Origin of the sequence: Desulfobacter sp. (assembly GCA_028768525.1) — a bacterium.
GTDB lineage: Bacteria > Desulfobacterota > Desulfobacteria > Desulfobacterales > Desulfobacteraceae > Desulfobacter.
On the sequence record CP054837.1, the window covers coordinates 850001 to 870711 of the forward strand.

Sequence of the window (20711 nt, forward strand, 5' to 3'; positions counted from 1 at the left end):
TTTCACCTCTACACCAGGAATTCCTCTCTCCTCTCCCGTATTCAAGTCTTGCTGTTTCAAGTGCACTTCCAGGGTTGAGCCCCGGGCTTTCACACCTGACTGACAAGACCGCCTGCGCGCCCTTTACGCCCAATAATTCCGAATAACGCTTGCGCCCCCCGTGTTACCGCGGCTGCTGGCACGGAGTTAGCCGGCGCTTCCTCCACAAGTACCGTCAATAACTGCAACTATTAATTACAGTTAATTTCTTCCTTGTTGACAGAGCTTTACGACCCAAAGGCCTTCTTCACTCACGCGGCGTTGCTGCGTCAGGGTTTCCCCCATTGCGCAAAATTCCTCACTGCTGCCTCCCGTAGGAGTCTGGACCGTGTTCCAGTTCCAGTGTGGCTGATCATCCTCTCAGACCAGCTAACCATCGTGGTCTTGGTAGGCCGTTACCCCACCAACAAACTAATGGTACGCAGACTCATCTCCAAACAATTGCTTCCAAGGATAGGCTATCTTTCATCAATTGACTTATGCCAACCGACTTTATCCGGTATTAGCTAACCTTTCGATTAGTTATCCCGGGCTTGAAGGCAGATTATCTACGTGTTACTCACCCGTGCGCCACTCTACTCAGGATTGCAAGCAATCCCTTTCTCGTTCGACTTGCATGTGTTAAGCACGCCGCCAGCGTTCATTCTGAGCCAGGATCAAACTCTCCAGTTATAATCCTTTTACTAAAACTTTAAGGTCATCCCCACTCAACTCTTTCCAATCGAGTGAGGTCGTTTTGTGACCCGCTCATTCTTGCTTCACTGACCAATTTTCAAAGATCGAAACTTCATTTTGCTCATCTCGTATTTTTTTGGAATTTCTCCCTCGAAAAGAACTCAAACATAATACAGGATAAGACTTTCTATGTCAACGGCTTTTTTAAATTTAATTTTATTTCAGTATAAGACCTGTAGGAAGGCGTTCTCCAAACTGGACATTCCGTTCTTTCATCTCCATACTGATCTTTTCGGTAAGGCGGGTCTTCATTTTTCCTGCAATGCCATTCTTGTCCATCCAAACCAAAATTTCCGAAGCCATTTCCTCAGACAAATCCCTGGTTCGATCCCCAGTTTTTCTGGCCAGAGAGACAAGTAGGGAGCTGACCAGGTCCTTCTCTTTCCATTGTTTTTTCAATACCTGTCGAATCCAGCGCGAGACTTCTATGGGGGGGATCACCCTGTCTACTGACCCGTAGAGCAACTCTCTTGCCCCAAACCTGGACAAGGTCCAACACATACGGTCCATATTTTTCCCCGGCTTGAGCAACGGCATCAGGGCTTTGGCTAACACCACCTTATCTTTCACCAGAAGCCGCTCCATATTGCCTGAAGTCATCCACAACTCCGTCAGTTCCTGAGGAGAAAGCTTGGCTTTGTTCTTTTTGGTTAGAACAGCTGATGTATCCTGGAAAAACTGTCTTTGCTGTCCGGCTTTAAGTCCAGCGGCAATCCGACGAAGGAATATCCACCATTCCACCCTATTCTGCTGAACCTTTTCAAAACCGAGCCCTGTCAGATAGACCTTCCAGAGCTTTCGCACCCGCTCTTCATCAAAAGCATCTCCGAATCCCGGACGCATGCAGAATCCGGTCAGGTTAAGCCATCGGGATTCGTGGGCCGCCGAGTCAGAACGGGAAGGCGCAAGCTCAATGAGCTGATCCACCAGTTGGCGTAAAAATGACAGAGGCCAATTCCCCTTCTTCTGCCCTACCAGCGTTTCAAGGGTTTTGACAATTTTTTTCAGGCCCTCCTCACCGGCATCGCCTCTAAAAACAGCCGCAACCTCATTGCATGCCCGTTGAATTAAAGCATCGTCATAGACTTCTGTTTCAGCTGCGCCGGGATCAACCTCTGAATTTCTTAACTGAAACTGCAGTTTCCATTGATGGTCGCTGACGGAAGAACGACAAAACATGGAAAGGCTTCCCATCTCAGTATATTCTGCGCCAATGGTAACCGGGATCTGTTTTTTCTCCCCCCCCTTTCCAAACTTGATGACCGTCTGAATTGGGGAAAGTGGGGTCAGGGTTTTATCCACATTGACAATACCGCCAGCAACATCCCCGGACCGAAAACTGGAACTAAACACATCAAAGCTTACCGGCTGATTGGCTCTCACCTCAAATTGAAGCTCAGACAAATTAATTGCTGAACCTTCATCCAGCCCGCGTTCAACGATGCAAACCGCTTTATTTTCCTGGACCGGCCCGGCTGAAATACCCAGATAATAACTCCTCGGGCTGCCGCTGCCCACCCGGACACCGATTCCCTGTTTAACCAAACCGTAGTAGGAGGCACCGACCCCGACAGCGAGTTCCGGACGGTTATTTTCCAAGACCACTGGTTTGGCTGCATCCGTGGTTTTAAACCATCTCCGGATCGCTTCTTTGATCCTGGACTGAACCAGGGCCGGTTTCAAGGTGCCGCCGTTAAAAAGAATGAAATCCGGCATGGGCTGCTCTTTGCCCAAGGCATTTTTAACTGTTTCCCTGTGCTGTTCAAGAAACCTTATGATATGCTTGGTGACAGATGGTTCTTTTTCAAAGGGAAGTCCAAAATCTGCAATTTCCTTTCCAGCTTCTGCTTTTGAAAATTCATCCGTAAGTACATCACCAAAAAAGTTTCCCCGTAAAACGGCTTCCACATCCCCCCTTGTAATATCGGCAGCCAGGGTGCCGGCAATCAGCGCCCTGCCCTCTCCTTTCAATGTGATCCGCACAGATTCCTCACCGAGGTCGAGTATCTTTTCTTTTGCCTCACGGCACCTGTGGCAAAGGGTTTTCCACTTGTCGGAACTTAGCGATGTTCTGGATTTAAACTTGCCCTCGACTATTTTGGCAAGGACCAAGTCGATATTGTCCCCCCCAAGTATCAGATGATCACCGACGGCAAGGCGTTCGAACCGCGGAGATCCACCGGTCTCTTTCAAAGAAATCAAACTGAAATCCGTGGTGCCGCCGCCCACATCACAGACAAGAATAAGGTCATCTGCCCCCACATGGGTTTGCCAGTCCTGTTCATGGCGGATCAACCAGCTGTAAAAAGCGGCCAGCGGCTCTTCCAGCAGCGTTACGGACTGTCCAAAACCGGCAAGAGCGACCGCTTCCATGGTCAAGTCACGGGCTTCTTCGTTAAAAGAGGCTGGCACCGTAATGACCACAAATTGATTCTCCAGGAACTTATCTTCATCTTTTACATAATAATTCCAGGCACTGCGGATATGCAGCAGGTATTCGGCTGTCGCCGTCACCGGAGAGACCTTTTCAACCCCGTCGGATCCCCAGGGAAGAATCTTAGCCCTTCGGTCCGCCAGGGGATTACACAGCCAGCTTTTGGCAGAGGAAACCAGCCTGGACGGAATTTTAGAACCATGATCCCGCGCAAAACTGCCTGCAAACAGATCCTCCCTTTTTTTCCAGGGGTGTCTCAGCACCTCTTTTGAAATATCATATTCACCGGGGATATATAAAAAGGAAGGCAGGACCGGAATCTTGGTAAACTCGCCATGGCCTGTCAACTGAGGCACGTTAAAGACCTTAACCACCTTGTCCTTGTCCGGTGCGGCCTTTGTTTCTTCAATGGTCTTTTTCAACGCCGCCACATCCACATAGGAGACGGCCGAATTAGTGGTCCCCAGATCAATGCCGATTACATATTGCTTATCCTGAAAATCCAAAATAGCTCTAAGCCTCATTCTATTGTTGAATCTCTATTTCCGCAGGCGTCATAATGCCAGGATCCTGAATATCCGATAATTTGGGCATATCCTTTTTACCGGCCTTCCATCCCGGATGTTTGATAATGCCCTGAAAAGGGGGCTGTCCTGACACGTTTCCCACCAAATTAATGGCATCAATGTCAAACCCTTCCTCTATGGTGATGGAATCTCCTTCCTCTCCGTCAACCACCGGCCTGAGATCAATATATTTTTTAATGGCTTTTTTGCAGTCCTCCTGGATACTTCTCACAGCAGCACCGATCTGCTCGTCCTCATAGAGGCTGAGATCCTCATCAAAGAAATCCAGCAGTCGTCCTTCCCTCTGAAGGACGGACAGGGTATGAAGAAACAGCCGACGTTTCCTCTCCTGCTCAATTTTATGATCAATGAAACCTTTTTTACCAGGCCTTTCTGTCCGGCTTGCTTCAAATTCATCAGCCGCAGCTTTGAGGGAGGGAGAAATCGAGAACGAGAGTACCAGCCACCCCACCATGCCAAATACCCCCCCCACCCCAATAATGCAAGGGACGGCCCAAATATAGTAATTAGAAAAAACCAGCTTTACCATTTCTATCGCGCCAGGGACGGACTGATTCAGCATTGCCAGCCCATCCTCTGAGGAAAATAGCCTTAAGAACCAATCCATCCCATAATAGCCGCCAGCAGAGATAGCCGCCCCCAACAACAGCATCCACAAAACAATAACATTGAAAGACTTTTTCCTGTAAACTTTTATAATATCCAACTTAGTTTTCTCCTGGTTTCACCTAAATAAAAAAAGCCATGCCGCATCCAGCAGCATGGCCATCAATTATAATACAGAATATGATCAGATCAAGTCAAACCTCCCCTACTTCAGGAAGGTGAGCCAGAATCGGGAACTTTTTGCGACTCGATGCTGATCAGGTGACAACAATTTTGTCTTTATTCACCTCAAACACTTTAGCCCCAACGCCTTTAACATTCATTATATCTTCGGGCTTTTCAAAAGGGTGCGCCGTTCTGTATTCAATAATACGTTCTGCAATTTTTTCACCTACATATTTCAACGTCATAAGCTCTTCCTTGCTGGCCGTATTGATATTCACCGTTCCGGTGTCGGCCATGGCCGGGACCATGATACATGCCATGAATACGCCAATCAAAAGGATCGAGATGGTTCGTTTAAAGTTTTTCATCTGATTTCCTCCTAAATTTTGAAATTTAAAAAAATTCCTGATCACCGTTAGCGAACGCGACATGAAATCTCATTTTGGGGTTGTCATTGCAAAAAAAGGAATCAGAATATTAATCTCAAAATCCAGAAGTTATACGATAAAATGATCAAGATATAGGCACTATAAAAAAGAAAACCTAAAAAATCAATATTTATTTCAATTCGAGGACAGCTGCAAGATTGTGCCTTTCACCCTGGAGCATCCAGATTTCCCCCAAGCAGCTCGCCCATAAACCTCACCCAATCTTAATTTTGGAGAGCGGTCAAAAATTTTTGGAAATATAAAGATGACAACGGCTCTATTGGATCGGCTTACCCATAATTGTGACATCATCGAAACAGGCAATGAGAGTTGGAGATTGAAAAGCAGAAACTGATATTTTTTAACTTATACAACATTTCACTTATTGTTCCAGTTGGATACTGTAGATGTGTCTTGGGTACTCAGAAGACATTATAATGCCAACCCATATACTTTGTGACAGGTTTCAAATCCACTCTGTTACTCTTTGATCTTCTGTTGTAGTAACCACACTCGATCTTTGGATAGAAAAATCGGCAAGGCCTATATACTCTGCAACACCCCTTTGCTTTGCCGCAGTCAATAAAAATCTTTACATCGCACTTCCCGGCTGGGAAACAGAAGCAGGTGACAATACCTGTTCGCACATTGTTCTGTCTGAGGAACTCAACCGGAATCTGCCATATAGCTCATTCCCTAAATTCAATGCGGCCGATATTCCATAATCATATCCATCATAACCTCTCTGATGCCTTTTCCATCCCGATTTTGTGCCTTCTCTTTTAACCTGGCAAGCTTTCCGTTCAACACCTCCATGTTGACACAATTGGTATTTAAAACCATAATTTTCTTGTGACCAGTAGGCACTACATCTTCTTTATCTGTCATTAACTCTTCATACAACTTCTCCCCCGGCCGCAACCCCGTGTATTCAATCTTAATATCAACATCAGGTTCAAACCCTGAAAAACGGATTAAATCCCGTGCCATATTATCTATTTTCACAGGCTCACCCATCTCAAGAAGAAAGGTCTCACCGCCATTGCCCATAGCCCCTGCCTGAAGAATCAACTGGCAGGCTTCAGGTATGAGCATAAAAAACCGGACCATATCCGGATGTGTTACCGTAACCGGCCCCCCTTCTTTAATCTGCCTTTTGAACAGGGGAATCACACTCCCGACACTTCCTATCACATTCCCAAACCTCACAGTCATAAATGAAGTTTCACAACCACTACTACAGCTTATTTCTTGAACCAGTAATTCAGAAATCCTTTTGCTTGTGCCCATGACGTTTGTCGGATTAACAGCTTTATCCGTGGATACAAAAACAAATTTATCACACCTAAAGGTCTTTGCGACCTCAATAAGATTTTTAGTACCGATTACGTTATTTTCCACAGCCTTCCAAGGATGCTCTTCCAGCATAGGAACATGTTTATATGCAGCAGCATGAAACACTATATCCGGTCGTGCTGCCTCAAAAACATTTTCGAGTTCTTCCTTCTGCTGAATATCACCTAAAACAGGCATCACTTCAATATTTTCAAAGTTTTTTCTAACCTCAAGATCGATTTCATAGAGCGGGCTTTCCGCTCTTTCAAAAAGTATTATTGCACCCGGTTGATACCTGCAAATCTGCCGACAAAGTCCTTTTCCTATGGAACCACCGGCCCCGGTAACAAGGATTCGTTTACCACCAAGATATTTTCCTATCTCCTTTTTATTTAATTCGACGGGTTCCCTGCCTAACAGATCCCTGTATTCAACATTCCGAATTGACGTAATATCAATTTTCCCATTTATTAACTCCCCAATATTTGGAATTGTCTTAAAATTCACATCTGCCTTTTTACACATATCTATAATTGACCGCATTCGATCTGAACTTAAACTGGGAATAGCAATTATCACATCTTTTGCCCCAGTTGTATTAACAACTTTTTCAAGAGTATTAATCACACTCAGAACAGGGACTCCATGAATTTTTCTTCCAATTTTAGACTTATCATCATCTAAAAAACCTAAAACATCAGATTCTACAGAGGGATTTTCTTTGAACTCTCTACAGACTTTTTGCCCGTAATCCCCAGCCCCAATAATGATAGCGCCGCTTTCATGTTTACCACTTCTGTTGAAAATTTTTAGCGCAGTTTTTTTTAAATCATCAATGGTAACACGTTTATCAAACTCTTCGAAGCAAAGTCTTACAACAGCCCTCGAACTTGCAATAGTTAAGACTGTAAGACACCAATCGATTACAAAAACTGATCGTGATATTCCATCAAATCTCGTTTTATACAAAACTAAAGCGATTATGGTGAAGGTTGAAATAATGGATGCTTTTGTAATATTAATTAAATCATTGAGACTTGTATATCTCCACATTCCTCTGTATAAATCAAAATAATAAAAGCAAAGAAGTTTGCATCCTATCGCATACGGAAGTATATATAGAAAACTATCAAAAAACCATGTTCCCCTTACAAAATCAAAACGTATCAAATGCGACAGATAAAAAGATGCAGCTAACAGAAGCATATCTATAGCCAGAACTACGAATAAATTTCTATATACTCTAATTCTCACTTATTCTAACCCAAACACGCTATTTGTTATTGCATGTTAAAATAATATCCACAATTCGATCCATATCAGAACAAGACATAGCGGATCCAGATGGTAAACATAATCCACGATTAAATAAATCTTCACTTATTTCGCCACCGTAGACCTTTGTTGAACATGCTTTACTCCCATTGTTGGACTGAAACACAGGTTGTAAATGCATTGGCTTCCATATCGGCCGAGCCTCTATATTGTTTTTTTCAAATGCGTTTAGGATATCATTATTTGTGCTACCAAATTTTTCGGGAGAAATTACAACCGCTGACAACCAGCGATTACATCTACCATACTCTGCCTCAGGCATAAACTCAATGCCAGGAACATCCTTTAACGATTTTTCATAATAGTTAAAGATTGCCCGCCTTTGCCTTACACGCTCATCCAATACTTTAAGTTGACCTCTTCCAATCCCTGCAAGCACATTGCTCATTCTATAATTATACCCTATTTCAGCATGTTCGTAATAAGGGAAAGGCTCTTTAGCTTGTTGAGACAAAAACCGTGCTCGTTCAATGAGTCGACTATCATCAGAAGCAAGCATCCCTCCACCTGAAGTAGTTATAATCTTATTTCCGTTGAAAGAAAAGACTGCGGCCTTAGCTCCTTTCCCCGCATGGACCTCAACATCTTGTTCCTCAGAATGCTGTAATCTATTGCTTTTATATTTAGCCCCGACGGATTCAGCCGCATCAACAATAACCGGAATATCGTATGGCTTGCACAGGCTAAATATTGTTTCATAATCGGCGCATTGTCCATATAAATCAGTGGGAATAACAGCCTTTGGCAACCGTCCTTTTCTTTCTCCGTCTTCTAATGCTCTCTTTAACAATTCGGGATTCATATTCCATGTCTTTCTGTCACAATCCAGAAAAACCAGATCGGCGCCTAAGAAAACAACAGGGGTCACACTTCCTATAAAAGTTAAGGATGATGCAATAACTTCGTCCCCAGGCCCCACACCAAGCTCCCGAAGAGCAATATGCATTGCCGCCGTTCCACTAGATAATGCAACGCAATACTTTATCCCAGTATATTCTGAGAATTCCCTCTCAAAAGCATCAACTTGAGGCCCAAGCGGTGCAATATAGTTGCTATCAAAGGCGTCTTCAACAAATTGTCTTTCAAAACCGCTCAAATGCGGTGGTGAAAGAAATATCCGTTTTTCACTCATTAGACCTCTTTACGGTTCGGGCAGGGACACCTACCACTAGAGTATTAGCAGGAACGTCTGCAGTCACAAGGCTAAATGCCCCCACGATTGCATTTTCGCCAATGGTCACCCCTGGCATAATTACGCTGTGAGTTCCTACTTTGCAGTTCTTCTTTAAGATTATCAACCCTGATTTATTATCAATTGTTGAAATAGAATATATTGAACAATGGGATCCAATTTGAACAAAATCCTCTATATGTACCCCGAACTTTGCATTAATATATGAAAATGCCCCTATATCAGTTTTATACCCCAATTTAAAATTGTCTATATTTTGGACAATCCAATTATATTTGGTCGGTTTTCCTTCCTCAACTTTTGGATATTGCCAATCACTGAATCGATCTACCAATGCCACACCTCATTACCGGCTTGAATTACTCGGGATTAAATTCACTCACTGTCGCCATGCCTTCTGCGCTAATACCCTCTCGTTTAATCACCTTTTTAAGTGTTATAAGCAATATTTTCAAGTCCAACCCAAAAGACTGGTTGTCTACATACCATACATCCAACTTGAACTTTTCTTCCCAGGTCAATGCATTACGCCCATTGACTTGTGCCCACCCAGTTATACCTGGCATCACCTCATGCCTCCGAGCCTGTTCGGTGGAATACCTCTCAATGTATTTCATAAGTAACGGACGCGGGCCGACGAGACTCATATTACCCTTCAAAACATTTATCAATTCCGGTAATTCATCTATTGATGCGGCTCTTAGAAACAGTCCCAGTTTCGTCATGCGCTTTTCATCACTTAATAGACTCCCTTCCGCATCTCGCTCATCTGTCATCGTTCTAAATTTATAGATTAAAAAGGGCTTCGCATTCAAACCTGGGCGTTTCTGTTTAAATAATACTGGAGAGCCAATTGATACCTTCACAAGAAATGAAACTGCCAATAACAACGGAAACAAGCCCACTAACGCGATAGTGGACAGAGCAATATCCAATATTCGCTTAGCTGTTGAATATATCATTTTTTAGTGTCTTCTATAAATCTGACGAATTGATGGGCCAAGATCCGTCTGTTAAATCTACTTAAAGCCAACTTTCTGCTGTTAATTCCCATCAACATCCTTTTTTCAGGATTCTCAGCCAACTCAACCAAGGCATCCGCGAACGCATCTGGATCTCCAGGAGGAACCGCTACACCACATTGATGCTTCGTAATGATATCTTTCAACCAACCTGGGTAGTTATTGAGAACAGGCAAACCGCTTGCAATATAATCAAAAAATTTATTCGGGGAAGTACCATAGTAAAAGGCAGGTACATCATCAAGAATCATCATTCCGACATCGGCCTGTTGCAGCACCTTAGCCAAATGATATTTGGGTATTGGATCAATAAATATACAATTGTCCAACTCTTCTTCTAATGCCCTGTTTTTCAACACAGACTTAAGCTTCCCGTCACCTATGAATATTATACTAATGTCCCTCCTGGCCCTTTTTTTCAATACGGCAGCAGCATCTAAGACCGCATCCAATCCATTTGCAATACCGTGGGCTCCCGTGAAAACGCATTTCAACTGAGTATCAAGGATGCCATATGATTTAAGTTTCGTACCCATGGTCCTTTCATTCTGGGGTTGAAACAACTCCACATCGGAACCGTTTGGGATCATGCCGATTTTTTTTCCCCCCCCCGCCCCTTTCTTCATGCCATCTCGAATTCCCGGTGAAAGTGAGATGCCCGCATCCATCGCAGCGTAAGTTGCCTGTTCCAAAAACTTCAGAGCAAACAAAATAAAAGGATTTGTCACAACTTTCATTGCCTTTGGTAAGTCAGGCCACAAATCTCTTACTTCGAAAACGAATCTTGTTGATGGTTTCAACAGCTTTATTGCAATCCCTGGGATGCCCGCAGTTAATGGCGTTGAGGTCGCAAATAAAATATCATACTTTTCTGATAGAGCAATTCGAATACTTTTTAATGCAAAAGAAATGAAAATCACGCTTCTTTTCCAAAGGTCGTCGTAATTGGAGTATTTTAAATCAATTTCTATTACATCTATACCTTCGACAACACCTCTTTTAATTCCATCAACGGGTTTGCAACGGATTCCTGTTTCAGACATAAACCCTGCCCCACAGACCATCGTCACACTGTGCCCCTTTTTGATGAGCATTTTGGCCATTTCATAGGAGCGTGTTCCTGTTGCTCCTTTTGGGGTAGAAAAATGTTGGTGAAAATACAAAACTTTCAAATTTTTATTCCATAAACTCAATATCTGTAATTATGCGTGAAACGTTTTTACAGACCTTAACTGTTAATACTCGAAGTTCTTCTTTTTCAAGGTAATGACGGGATTCCCACCCTTTTTCTATGCTAATCTCAATAGGAGCCCTGTTTGAGGTGATGCAGAAGCGCATACCATTTCCTTCACACCGGTTTCCATCTAAATTCCATTTTCCAGGTAGCATACGCCATCTTAGCGTTGCATTCCTTTCAAATCCCTCTATATCATCTACCACCCTCAAACGTTGTCTATACACCTCAACCGCCCTTCGATGAAAACATCCTTTATAGTCTTGATAAGAACCAATCCACTGTTTGCTATCATCATTTATTATTAAGTCAGAAATATTTCTCATCCGGAGCCAATTGCCGAATAGAAAATGACCAATTCTAGGCATTTGATCCCTATCATCGAATTGTACGGTGTTATGTGAGGCTGTTCCAGAAAAGTATCGATACAAATCGCTGTCCGTATTATAGCTATAGGTACCACCGTCTCTTAGAACATTTACACCATTGTGCCATATATCTAAATGCAAACAATCAGCATGGCTAGGCCGGAATTTAAATTGTGCATAACGTATGAACGCTTTTGTCCTTCCAGAGTTTAAAAGAACGTAACCGCCGCCGTTCAAAATACAATCTTCCTGATCACTATAATCTGAAATTTGATACTCCGGTAGATTCAGACAAGTTTGAACAAAACGCATTCCCTGTAACAGTGGGTACTTATTTCGACGGTTGAATAGTATAGAGGCGACTGCTACAGTTGGACGATAATCTCTATATACACAACCGAACAAGTCGTATAAAAAGGCCCCATCGTTAGGCCCAATGTTCGGAGCATCACCCGTCACATCATCCACAAACCTTGACAACCAATTAGCCGCAGCTTTGCAACGAGAACGATACAGACTGCTGAATGGAGGCATATTAAACCACAACCGAAAACATTCCACCAAGGACAATGTACTCAATAAAAGGCGATGGTAATTCAACGAATGCTGGGAAAAACTACCATCTTGAGCAACCAGTTTCGGCACTAAGCGTTCCAATAATCTCCGCCCCTTACCCATCCATCTACTGGCTTTTTCCATGAGAGCTTCATCTTTGGAAAAAGATAGCAACCAGGCACCACCAACAAATAGTGCAGCAGCTTCCGATGTAGCATGATTGTTGTTCTGGGACAGTGCATATCTAATAGTCATTAGTATCCTGTCACAATGACACTCAATGAGACAAACCAAACCCGGGACAAATTTATTATCGCTGGACAATAGCTTTCCGGTCAACAATAGAGTCAAGGTACGAATAGCTGTTTCCTGGCCACATTTCCAGTTCGGTCCCATATTGATTGGATTTTTATCCACCCAATCAACCAACCAGGCATTTATAGTTTCTACATAAACAGGGTTACCGGTTAAACGATATGCCTGCGCGAGTGGAAGCATCCATTGAAATCTGGAACATTCCCATATATTTTTGATATCACCATCTTTAAACTCATCTATTTTTGACCAATGTACTTCTGCATTTTGGTCATTTCCAGAGAAAGGGTCATGCAACCAATCCGGCGGATTCCCTGCCTTTACAGGCCATCTGGAATAATAATCCAATTGTCCGTTTAAGATTTGATTTGAGCGTTGTATGATTCTTTCTTCCCACTCTCCGTGGTCAAAGTCCTTCAGCACTCCTGATTTAGCCTCAAAAAAGAATTTGATACCCGTTGGAATCTCTTTTAGAGGCCCAAATCTTTTGTAAAGGCCCAAAGAGCATCCAAGACGGTAACCCAGCAAATTCAATATAGACCACAGGCCTAAATCTTTTATTGTACATAGGGAATTGAATAATTTTTTAGCTAATATCCGCTCTCTACCCATTTTCTCTTTTTCAGGGATTCAGTGGCAACCGTATTATCCGTTTCATTCTTAGTCCAATATAGAAAGCACCAGGTCAAAGTGCAGAGGTTTTGCCTTCTATACGGCTTAAATGTTACTCAATATTTGTGCTCCCACAACGAGCAAATCGATAGTAACAAATGAGCCGATTTTTAAAAAAATCACATACAATATGGCACTGCCAATACCATATTGTATGGGTTCCCATATACCGATTCATGATTTTAGCCGGAGAGGTAGGCAGGGAGGTAGCCAACCGCATCAGAGCTTTTTTTAAGCAAAAAAACTGTTAAATTAAACGTCCAATATAGAGCCAGAGTGGCCATTTTTCGTTTCAGTTTCATAACTGAATACGCAGTTGCTCAGCAATTTTTATGGTTACCTCCGCAACTTCAAATAGTTCTTGTGATGCAATGGGAGATGTCCCGCCTTTTTCAATAGAATCTATAAACATTTCAGCACATTTATTTTGCCCTTTATCCTGCCGTAATAAATTCATCTTTTTGAAACCAGGCCATCCATAACCTTTTAATTTGCAAAAATTGTCAAGTTGCAGAACACGCCCAGAGGTAAAGACTTCAACGCGTTCTTTGGGAAACTCAGAGGGGCCGTTAGCAAGATAATGGATAGTGCCAAATGAACCATCTTCAAACCCCAAGGTAATAACAGCCTTATCATCTCTTATACGCACCCCACCGGATCGCCCCATGCAACGACTCTGATAGGACACTATTTTGCAATTTGCAAGATTTCGCATCAAATCAATAAAGTGACATGCTTCACCGATAATCCTTCCGCCTCCTACTTTTACATCTTGAGTCCAGTGATTAGAGGGGATCATTCCGGCATTAATCGTTATAATAAAGGACTTAGGCTCATTTACCGAATCAAGCAACTCCATTATTTTTAAAATCTGCGGTGAAAACCTCCTATTAAACCCTACCATCAACCTCGGCGCATTAGGCAAATTGGAGACTCTTTGGTAAACGGATTCTATCTCTTTGAGTTCCTCTAAATTAATAGCCAAAGGCTTTTCAACAAAAACATTTTTTTTGTTTTTTAGGGCATTGCACACAAATGAAGCGTGACTGTTATGCCGGGTTGCAATCACCAAAGTATTTATAGCAGTTTCATTAAAAACGGATTCGGTATCTGTGGTCGTCTCACTAAATCCCATTCTTCTACCGTTTATCACACCACTTGTTCCTTTAGAACTCGCTATAGTGTGCAACTGAGCACCACCTTTTTTAAACGCAGGGATCAAAATTCTGGATGCATAATTCCCAGCCCCCACAAAACCGACAATGGCCTTTAACGGATCATAGTTAACATCGCTATCAAATTGAACGCGTTTATTATGACGAGATTCAGGTACACTATGGTACTGAAGGAGGACACCTAATGCAGGCTTACCTGAAATCAACAACTCATAGGCATCAGGTGCCCGATCAAAATCAAAACGATGAGAAATTAAAGAATTAACTTTTAGTTGCCCATCTGCCATCAGATCAAGTGCGGCTTCAAAGTTTCGCTGTTCTGTCCAGCGGACAAAACCTAAAGGATAATCAGCCCCCTTTTCTTCATAATCTGAATCATAGCGTCCCGGGCCATAGGAGCAAGAAACCTGAAATTTAATCTCTTTTTCATAGAAATCTGAACGATCCAGAGAAAGTCCCGTGACGCCAACCAAAATGATACGCCCTCGCTTGCGACACATTTGAGCAGCTTGTGCCACTGGTTCGTTAGACTTTGTGGCAGCAGTGATAATAACTCCGTCAACCCCTTTGTTACGGCTAAATGAAAGACCTGCCGAGACAGGATCTCCCCCTTTAGAAGGATTGCAAATTTCAGCACCCAGCTTCTTTGCAAGCTCAAGCTTTGAATTGTCATAATCGATAGCCAGCACCCGACAACCATTTGCACGCAGTAATTGCACTGTTAACAGCCCAATCAACCCCACGCCTGTAACCACGAATGATTCCCCCAATGAGGGTGATGCTAAACGTATACCCTGTAAACCAATACTTGCCATAACAGTAAAAACGGCTTGCTCATCGGGCACATTATCAGGTATTTTAGCGCAAAGATTTTTAGGCACACGAACAACATCGGCATGTGGACCATTTGAAACGACACGATCGCCTACACTAAACCCTTCCACACCGTTTCCAACAGCGTTAACTATACCTACATTACAATACCCTAAAGCCAAGGGTTGAGATAACTTTGATTTCACGGCATCAATTGTTGACAGCAATCCATCGGTCTGGACCTTGTCTAAAACCATTTTAACTTTTTCAGGCTGTTGCCTAGCTTTTTCAATTATGTTTGCTTTACCAAAATCAACCAACATGCGCTCAGTACCGGAGGACACAAGGCTTACGCTGGTATCAATTAATAGGTGTCCATCATCTAGTTGAGGCACCGGTGCCTCAACTACTGATGTTTTCCCATTTGATAAGTTTTGCAACACTTGCTTCATTTGTATATACGCCTTCCATCAACAATTTTAATCAAGAAATATTCTGCACCACAATTCTATGCACATCATAGAAAAAATAGGATATGTAGCATCAATCTTACCAGCCTGGTCTAACTCTAATAAATCTTGCACCCCAGTGGGATCAAAAACCCCCCTACGTGTCAATGATTCGTGGGACAATATCTCCTCTACCAAATGTCTCAAATCTGATTTTAACCACCTGCGTAATGGAGCACCAAAACCCGTTTTTGGCCGATAAACAATATTATGTGGCAATAAGGGCTCCATGGCCTTTTTAAAAATCCATTTTCCTTCTCGCCCATGTTGCTTATACCTTACCGGCAACCGACAAGCCAAATCAACCAATTCAGGATCAAGTAGAGGAACCCTTACCTCCACGCCTTTGGCCATACCCATCTTATCTGTATAGTTCAAATTATGATCCGCAAGGAAATGTTTCCCTTCGAGATATAGCATCCGATTTAAATCATGGACCTCCTCATCTAGCCTATTCAGTGACTGAATTAAAGGTGCCGAAAACGGCTCGTGTTTGAGCGTACATTTTGTTTCTTGGGAATAGAGCTTCCATTGCACATCGACATCCAGCCAATGGAAATATCCTGCAAGCCTTTCATGTTTATTAAATCCTGCAAATCTGAACCCCTTGGAGAGTCTCCGTCCCCATGCACGATCTTGTGAGATTCTTTTAGAGCAAATACGGAGTTTATTCTGAACATTTTTGGGTAACCACGACCAGTAACGCTCCTGCAAACAGGCAAAATGCCGTCGGTAGCCGGTAAAAATATCGTCCCCTCCAGCCCCTGACAAAAGAACATTAATCCCTTGTTCCCTTGCCAATTCAGAAATAAACAATACGTTCAACGGAGCGGGATCCGCTTGGGGTTCGTCCAAATGCCATAACATATCAGTCAGTTTCGCAGACATTTCAGGCCCAACATAAACTGTATTTAGCTTTACACCTAAATGCTTTGCGACGTGTTTTGCATAAGGCAAATCTTCCACAAACCCTTCCCGCTGCAAAACATTGTCTTTAAACCCAATGGTAAAACATTCCAGATCTGAACAATGTCGACTTGCCATCGCCACAACAGCACTTGAATCAAGCCCGCCTGATAAAAATGCTCCAACGGGCACATCCGCCACAAGTTGTCGAGCGACACTGGTTTCAACCTGTTTGCGAACCTGCGCGATAGCCTCCTCTTTGTCAATCTCCATTGGTTTGGCATTATACGGCAAGTCATAATACTGCCATTTTGTTATAATTTTTTTATTTTTTACGACCATTGCATAGCCAGGCTCAAGTTTGGCTACTGATCGCAGCATTGTATTAGGGGAGGGGCACCAAAGATAAGTCAAGTAATAGTGGATAGCTTTAATATTAACCGTTCGGTCAAGGCCCTTATACTGCAACAGGCTTTTCATCTCACTTGCAAACAAAAAGCCATGGGATGTAAGTGAATAATATAGCGGTTTTACACCGACATGGTCGCGGGCTAAAAACAACTCCTTTTTTCTTTTATCCCAAATAGCAAATGCAAAAATACCATTTAGTTTTTCAAGCATCTTATGCCCAAAATGCTCGTAGAGTTTTAACAAAACCTCCGTATCACTATTGCTTTTAAAAAAACAGCCATGACCTTCGAGTTCAACTCTGAGATCTTTATAGTTATAGATTTCCCCATTAAAAACAATAACAGTATTGTCATCGACCATTGGCTGGTGACCTTTGGCAGACAAGTCAATAATGCTAAGCCGTCGGTGGGCTAATCCAATGTTTTCATTATCATCGAACCAGGTACCATGATCATCAGGCCCCCTATGGGACTGCACTCGGTTCATCCTATCTAAAAGATCAAATTCAAAGACACCACAAAACCCAGCTATGCCACACATAAACATATACCCTGTCGCCGAAACGAATCTGATTTCAAATTATCCAATCTTAAAACGGCGCCCCCAAGTGCGCAAACAAAAAAAACCAATAGGGAAGCTGTTTGTAAAAAAAGAATCGACTTAAAAAAAATGATTAAGTACAAAACGACCTCAGTTTTTAGTAAGTGAAAAGCATAGCTTTTAAATTAGAATTGTTATTTTCAATTGTGAACTGGATGCTATAATCCTGCGGGAAAAAAGTTTATCGAAACAAACAGAGTGCTTTTTGCTGTCCAAGTGCACACTTTTGTCAACTTTTTGAATAGGAATTAATCGCTTCGACAAACACACTTTCGGGCGACCTTTCTTTTAGGTTCAACTCGCCTGGCTCAGCAATATTTGTAGAACCAACATCCATTATTTGAGGCTCTTTAAAACCACCTGACGCCAAGAGCCTACATAAAGACTCTCCGTCATACATCCATTGATGATTTCTGTCACCTATTATCAAGTATTTTATTTTTTCAATAATTGTTTTGGGGCTCTTTCTAGTTAGGTAGGTACCCTCGATGAATTTGTCGGCATCCCCATGATTCACATATTTTTCTACATGGTATTTAATATTAGGGACAGCAATTCTTATTGTGCCTCCCCTTTTCAGAATGCGACGAGATTCTTTCAAAAAACTTATTACATCTTCCTTTTCCATATGCTCAATCATATGACTACTATAAACCACATCAACGGAATCATTTGCTTCTGGAATTCGTTGTGCGGCATTTGCCCAAAGGATTTTCTCACTCTTGGCAAATGAAATAAATTTCTGTTGAGGCTCTGAGATGAATCCCATTTTCCTTAAGATATATACTAATAAAGGTTTCTTAACCAAACGGACACTCCAGGAATTATCATAATTCTGCCACCCCTTCGTGGGCGTTTGGCCGCAACCTATATTTATTTTAATTCCCATGGTTTTTCCCTCTAATATTTATCATCTTAATTTAATGTCTCGTGTATTAAATGCTATTTCTACATTTAAATATTAAAACGGATGCTGAACCAAAAACGCCCTGAACTCAGGAAACACTGTTGATTGATGAACTAACCTGTTTTGCGTAATCAGTGATAGAATACTCTATAGATTGTGAGATTTCATCTATATTAGGCAATTTTTTATAGGTTAAAATAAGTTTATCCAACACATCTCTAAACTCATCAGAGTTAAGCGGGTCAATCAACTCACCATTTATCCCTGGTACAATAAGATCGTATGCTGCATCATCGTGGATTGAAGCGATGGTGTAGCAGCCACACGAAATAGACTCACTCACAACCCGGCTAAAAGGATCATTGCGGCTGGGAGCAACCACGACATCGGCCTCTGTTAATCTTTTAGCGAGATCCTTTCGGTTCAACCTGCCAAAATCCTTCCCACTGATTTGTTTTTCTGCAATAAGGTTTTGGACAACAGTGGATAAAGTCCCATCCCCCAAAAAGTAGCAATAATACTCATCTATAGAAAAACGTTTTAATTGGTCCATCAATAGATCAAGGCCTTTTATGTTCTCGAACCTGCCGACAAAAGCGAGTATGGGTCTATCAATTTGACTCCTATTCTTTCTATACTCTGGACTTTTAGCATGAAGTCTCATCTGTGATTTAAAAAAATCAATATCCGATACATTGACGCCTCTGAAAATATTTTCTTGCTTCACCCCTAAATCTATCAAATATTCTTGGGCATTCACTCCATATGTCGCAAAAGAATGAACCTGGGACACAAAAATTTTTTTGAGGAATTTATAAATTACATTTGGGTGTTCTGTCGTAGCCTCCCCTGCTCCTGTCCACAGCACCATTGACTTGTTATTCAATATGGCCCAAATCCAAGCCAACCAATTTTCTATGTGCCCGTAACCGCCAATCAACAAAATATCTGGTTGCGTTTTCCTAATAATACTAAAAAAGTGACATAACTCTTTTAGCCCATGTCTCCTAAAGCAGGTCTGATACAATTTGGGAATCAGTCGATGGGATTGTTTTTTAAAAAATGCTGCCTTTTCATTATAGGAAACAATCTCAAACTCAAGATTTTTCTCTAACAACTGCTGAGAGATAAGGTTAAAAATCGAAATTTTGGCATGCTCACTGAGTACCATTTCAGTTATAAACAGGCATTTCTTTGTCTTATTCAATTGTTATGTTCCGTATTTGTTAACTATTTAACATTTTCCTGTTGTTAGTCGCAGTACTTTCCAAGATCTTCACAATTTCATTATCCCAATTAAAACTCAATGCCGTCTTCCGGGCACTCATCAATTTTCTATTTAGAGCCAACTTATCGGGATTGGCAGCCAAGGCAATAATTTTGTTCGCAAGATTTTGACTGTTGCATGATTCAAACAACAACTCTTTGAATGACAGCAACTCTTTATGGGCCGGTATATCTGAGGCCAACACTGGTACTCCAGAACTTACGACTTCCAAGACTACATTTGGGCATGAATCGTATTTACTTGGTATTACGATCAAATCAATTTGATTGAAAAATTGTTTAACATTATCAATCCACCCCAACCTCACAACCACATCATTGAGCCCCATTTTAGTAATATAACTTCCCAACCTTTCAGAATCAGGCCCGGCGCCTCCAATAACAGCCTTAAAATCCAATTTATCTTTTAATATTTCCAAGGCATCAACAAAAACGCCTATACCTTTGCATTCCCACCACAATGGAGCAAGAATGCCTAATCTAAGGGTATGATCCCTTTTGCCCATTGCCGGTAAAGGCCCAATTACATTATTGCCCTCTTTTTTACAATTGGACAGCTTTGGACAGTCATTTGTTAATACACGGATGCTTGAATTAATGTAAGAATGCCTATTTCTTAATATCTGTTTAAGAAAATCAGCTTGCACTACGACTAAGTCGGCATGCCTTAAAACGAATCTTTGAATTATGGGGTAAAACCAAATGGTCGCAAGGCTGGTGACTTTGTCAATAAAAGAGTTCAAGGCAGGATAATTTATTCGATATACACTGACAGTATCCCCCCTAGAGAAAAACACATGGGGAATAGACCTATATTTTAGGTGTGATAAAAAACCAAAGGCATCATATTCACGGACTGTAAAGACAGCATCGACCTCTTGAAGGTCCTTTTTATGTTTGTGAAAACTCATCCAGAGGCGAAGGGTCCACCCTAACGGTCCAAAATGAGGAATACATTTTTTAGATAAAGGAAGAAATTTCATATCTCCTGTTGACTTCATACCAGGAGCAAGCCAGAAAACCTCATGCCCAGCTTCAGAAAGGGCCCTGGCCATTCGTCTTTGCCTATTATAGGCACCCA

At 42.0% G+C, this 20711-nt stretch carries 14 protein-coding genes, 1 rRNA gene and 2 pseudogenes (1 of these 17 cut by a window edge); 2 read left to right on the top strand and 15 right to left on the bottom strand.

Annotated elements, in window-relative coordinates:
* From HUN04_03780 to HUN04_03795, 4 genes are all read right to left on the bottom strand, one after another.
* A 16S ribosomal RNA gene (locus HUN04_03780) occupies positions 1 to 711 on the bottom strand (it extends 849 nt beyond the left edge of the window).
* A gap of 219 nt (positions 712 to 930) precedes the next feature.
* Positions 931 to 3714 carry a hsp70 family protein gene (locus HUN04_03785; protein WDP88900.1) on the bottom strand — a complete coding sequence of 928 codons (2784 nt, stop codon included), beginning with the start codon at positions 3712 to 3714 and terminating at the stop codon, positions 931 to 933.
* Positions 3715 to 3733: 19 nt separating this feature from the next.
* Positions 3734 to 4501: a DUF2760 domain-containing protein gene (locus HUN04_03790; GenBank protein ID WDP88901.1), complete on the bottom strand. Its 768-nt coding sequence runs from the start codon at positions 4499 to 4501 to the stop codon at positions 3734 to 3736.
* Positions 4502 to 4658: 157 nt separating this feature from the next.
* Positions 4659 to 4997: a helix-hairpin-helix domain-containing protein gene (locus HUN04_03795; GenBank protein WDP88902.1), complete on the bottom strand. Its 339-nt coding sequence runs from the start codon at positions 4995 to 4997 to the stop codon at positions 4659 to 4661.
* A gap of 211 nt (positions 4998 to 5208) precedes the next feature.
* Here HUN04_03795 and HUN04_03800 point away from each other — a divergent pair.
* Positions 5209 to 5349 (top strand): annotated as a pseudogene (locus HUN04_03800) (ATP-binding protein).
* 347 nt (positions 5350 to 5696) lie between these two features.
* Here HUN04_03800 and HUN04_03805 read toward each other — a convergent pair.
* Genes HUN04_03805 through HUN04_03830 form a run of 6 tightly spaced genes read right to left on the bottom strand, consistent with a single transcriptional unit; the run spans position 5697 to position 12962 of the window.
* Positions 5697 to 7583 (bottom strand): polysaccharide biosynthesis protein, encoded by a 1887-nt coding sequence (locus tag HUN04_03805; GenBank protein WDP88903.1) that lies wholly within the window; start codon positions 7581 to 7583, stop codon positions 5697 to 5699.
* A 19-nt stretch (positions 7584 to 7602) separates the two neighbouring features.
* Positions 7603 to 8796, bottom strand: a complete 1194-nt coding sequence (locus HUN04_03810; protein ID WDP88904.1) for a DegT/DnrJ/EryC1/StrS family aminotransferase — start codon at positions 8794 to 8796, stop codon at positions 7603 to 7605.
* Complete coding sequence (locus HUN04_03815; protein ID WDP93150.1) at positions 8789 to 9190, bottom strand: acyltransferase; 402 nt, start codon at positions 9188 to 9190, stop codon at positions 8789 to 8791. The genes HUN04_03810 and HUN04_03815 overlap by 8 nt, the downstream gene beginning before the upstream one ends.
* 25 nt (positions 9191 to 9215) lie before the next feature.
* Positions 9216 to 9818 (bottom strand): sugar transferase, encoded by a 603-nt coding sequence (locus HUN04_03820; protein ID WDP88905.1) that lies wholly within the window; start codon positions 9816 to 9818, stop codon positions 9216 to 9218.
* Positions 9815 to 11050, bottom strand: a complete 1236-nt coding sequence (locus HUN04_03825) for a glycosyltransferase family 4 protein (GenBank protein WDP88906.1) — start codon at positions 11048 to 11050, stop codon at positions 9815 to 9817. Before HUN04_03825 ends, HUN04_03820 begins: the two co-directional genes overlap by 4 nt.
* Positions 11051 to 11054: 4 nt before the next feature.
* Positions 11055 to 12962, bottom strand: coding sequence for an alginate lyase family protein (locus tag HUN04_03830; GenBank protein ID WDP88907.1), 1908 nt, complete (start codon positions 12960 to 12962; stop codon positions 11055 to 11057).
* A gap of 158 nt (positions 12963 to 13120) precedes the next feature.
* On the opposite strand from HUN04_03830, the pseudogene HUN04_03835 reads away from it, so the two are divergent.
* Positions 13121 to 13252 (top strand): annotated as a pseudogene (locus HUN04_03835) (transposase).
* 68 nt (positions 13253 to 13320) lie between these two features.
* On the opposite strand, the gene HUN04_03840 reads toward HUN04_03835, so the two are convergent.
* The 5 genes from HUN04_03840 to HUN04_03860 form a co-directional block, all read right to left on the bottom strand.
* Positions 13321 to 15462, bottom strand: a complete 2142-nt coding sequence (locus HUN04_03840) for a zinc-binding dehydrogenase (GenBank protein WDP88908.1) — start codon at positions 15460 to 15462, stop codon at positions 13321 to 13323.
* A gap of 27 nt (positions 15463 to 15489) precedes the next feature.
* A complete protein-coding gene (asnB, locus tag HUN04_03845) occupies positions 15490 to 17376 on the bottom strand; it encodes an asparagine synthase (glutamine-hydrolyzing) (protein ID WDP88909.1) in 1887 nt (628 codons plus the stop codon).
* Positions 17377 to 17665: 289 nt separating this feature from the next.
* Positions 17666 to 18325: a methyltransferase domain-containing protein gene (locus HUN04_03850; protein WDP88910.1), complete on the bottom strand. Its 660-nt coding sequence runs from the start codon at positions 18323 to 18325 to the stop codon at positions 17666 to 17668.
* A gap of 106 nt (positions 18326 to 18431) precedes the next feature.
* Positions 18432 to 19550: a glycosyltransferase family 4 protein gene (locus HUN04_03855; protein WDP88911.1), complete on the bottom strand. Its 1119-nt coding sequence runs from the start codon at positions 19548 to 19550 to the stop codon at positions 18432 to 18434.
* Between the two features lie 19 nt (positions 19551 to 19569).
* The gene (locus HUN04_03860) at positions 19570 to 20685 is read right to left on the bottom strand and encodes a glycosyltransferase family 4 protein (GenBank protein WDP88912.1); all 1116 of its coding nucleotides are present in this window, start codon (positions 20683 to 20685) and stop codon (positions 19570 to 19572) included.
* Positions 20686 to 20711: the final 26 nt, after the last annotated feature.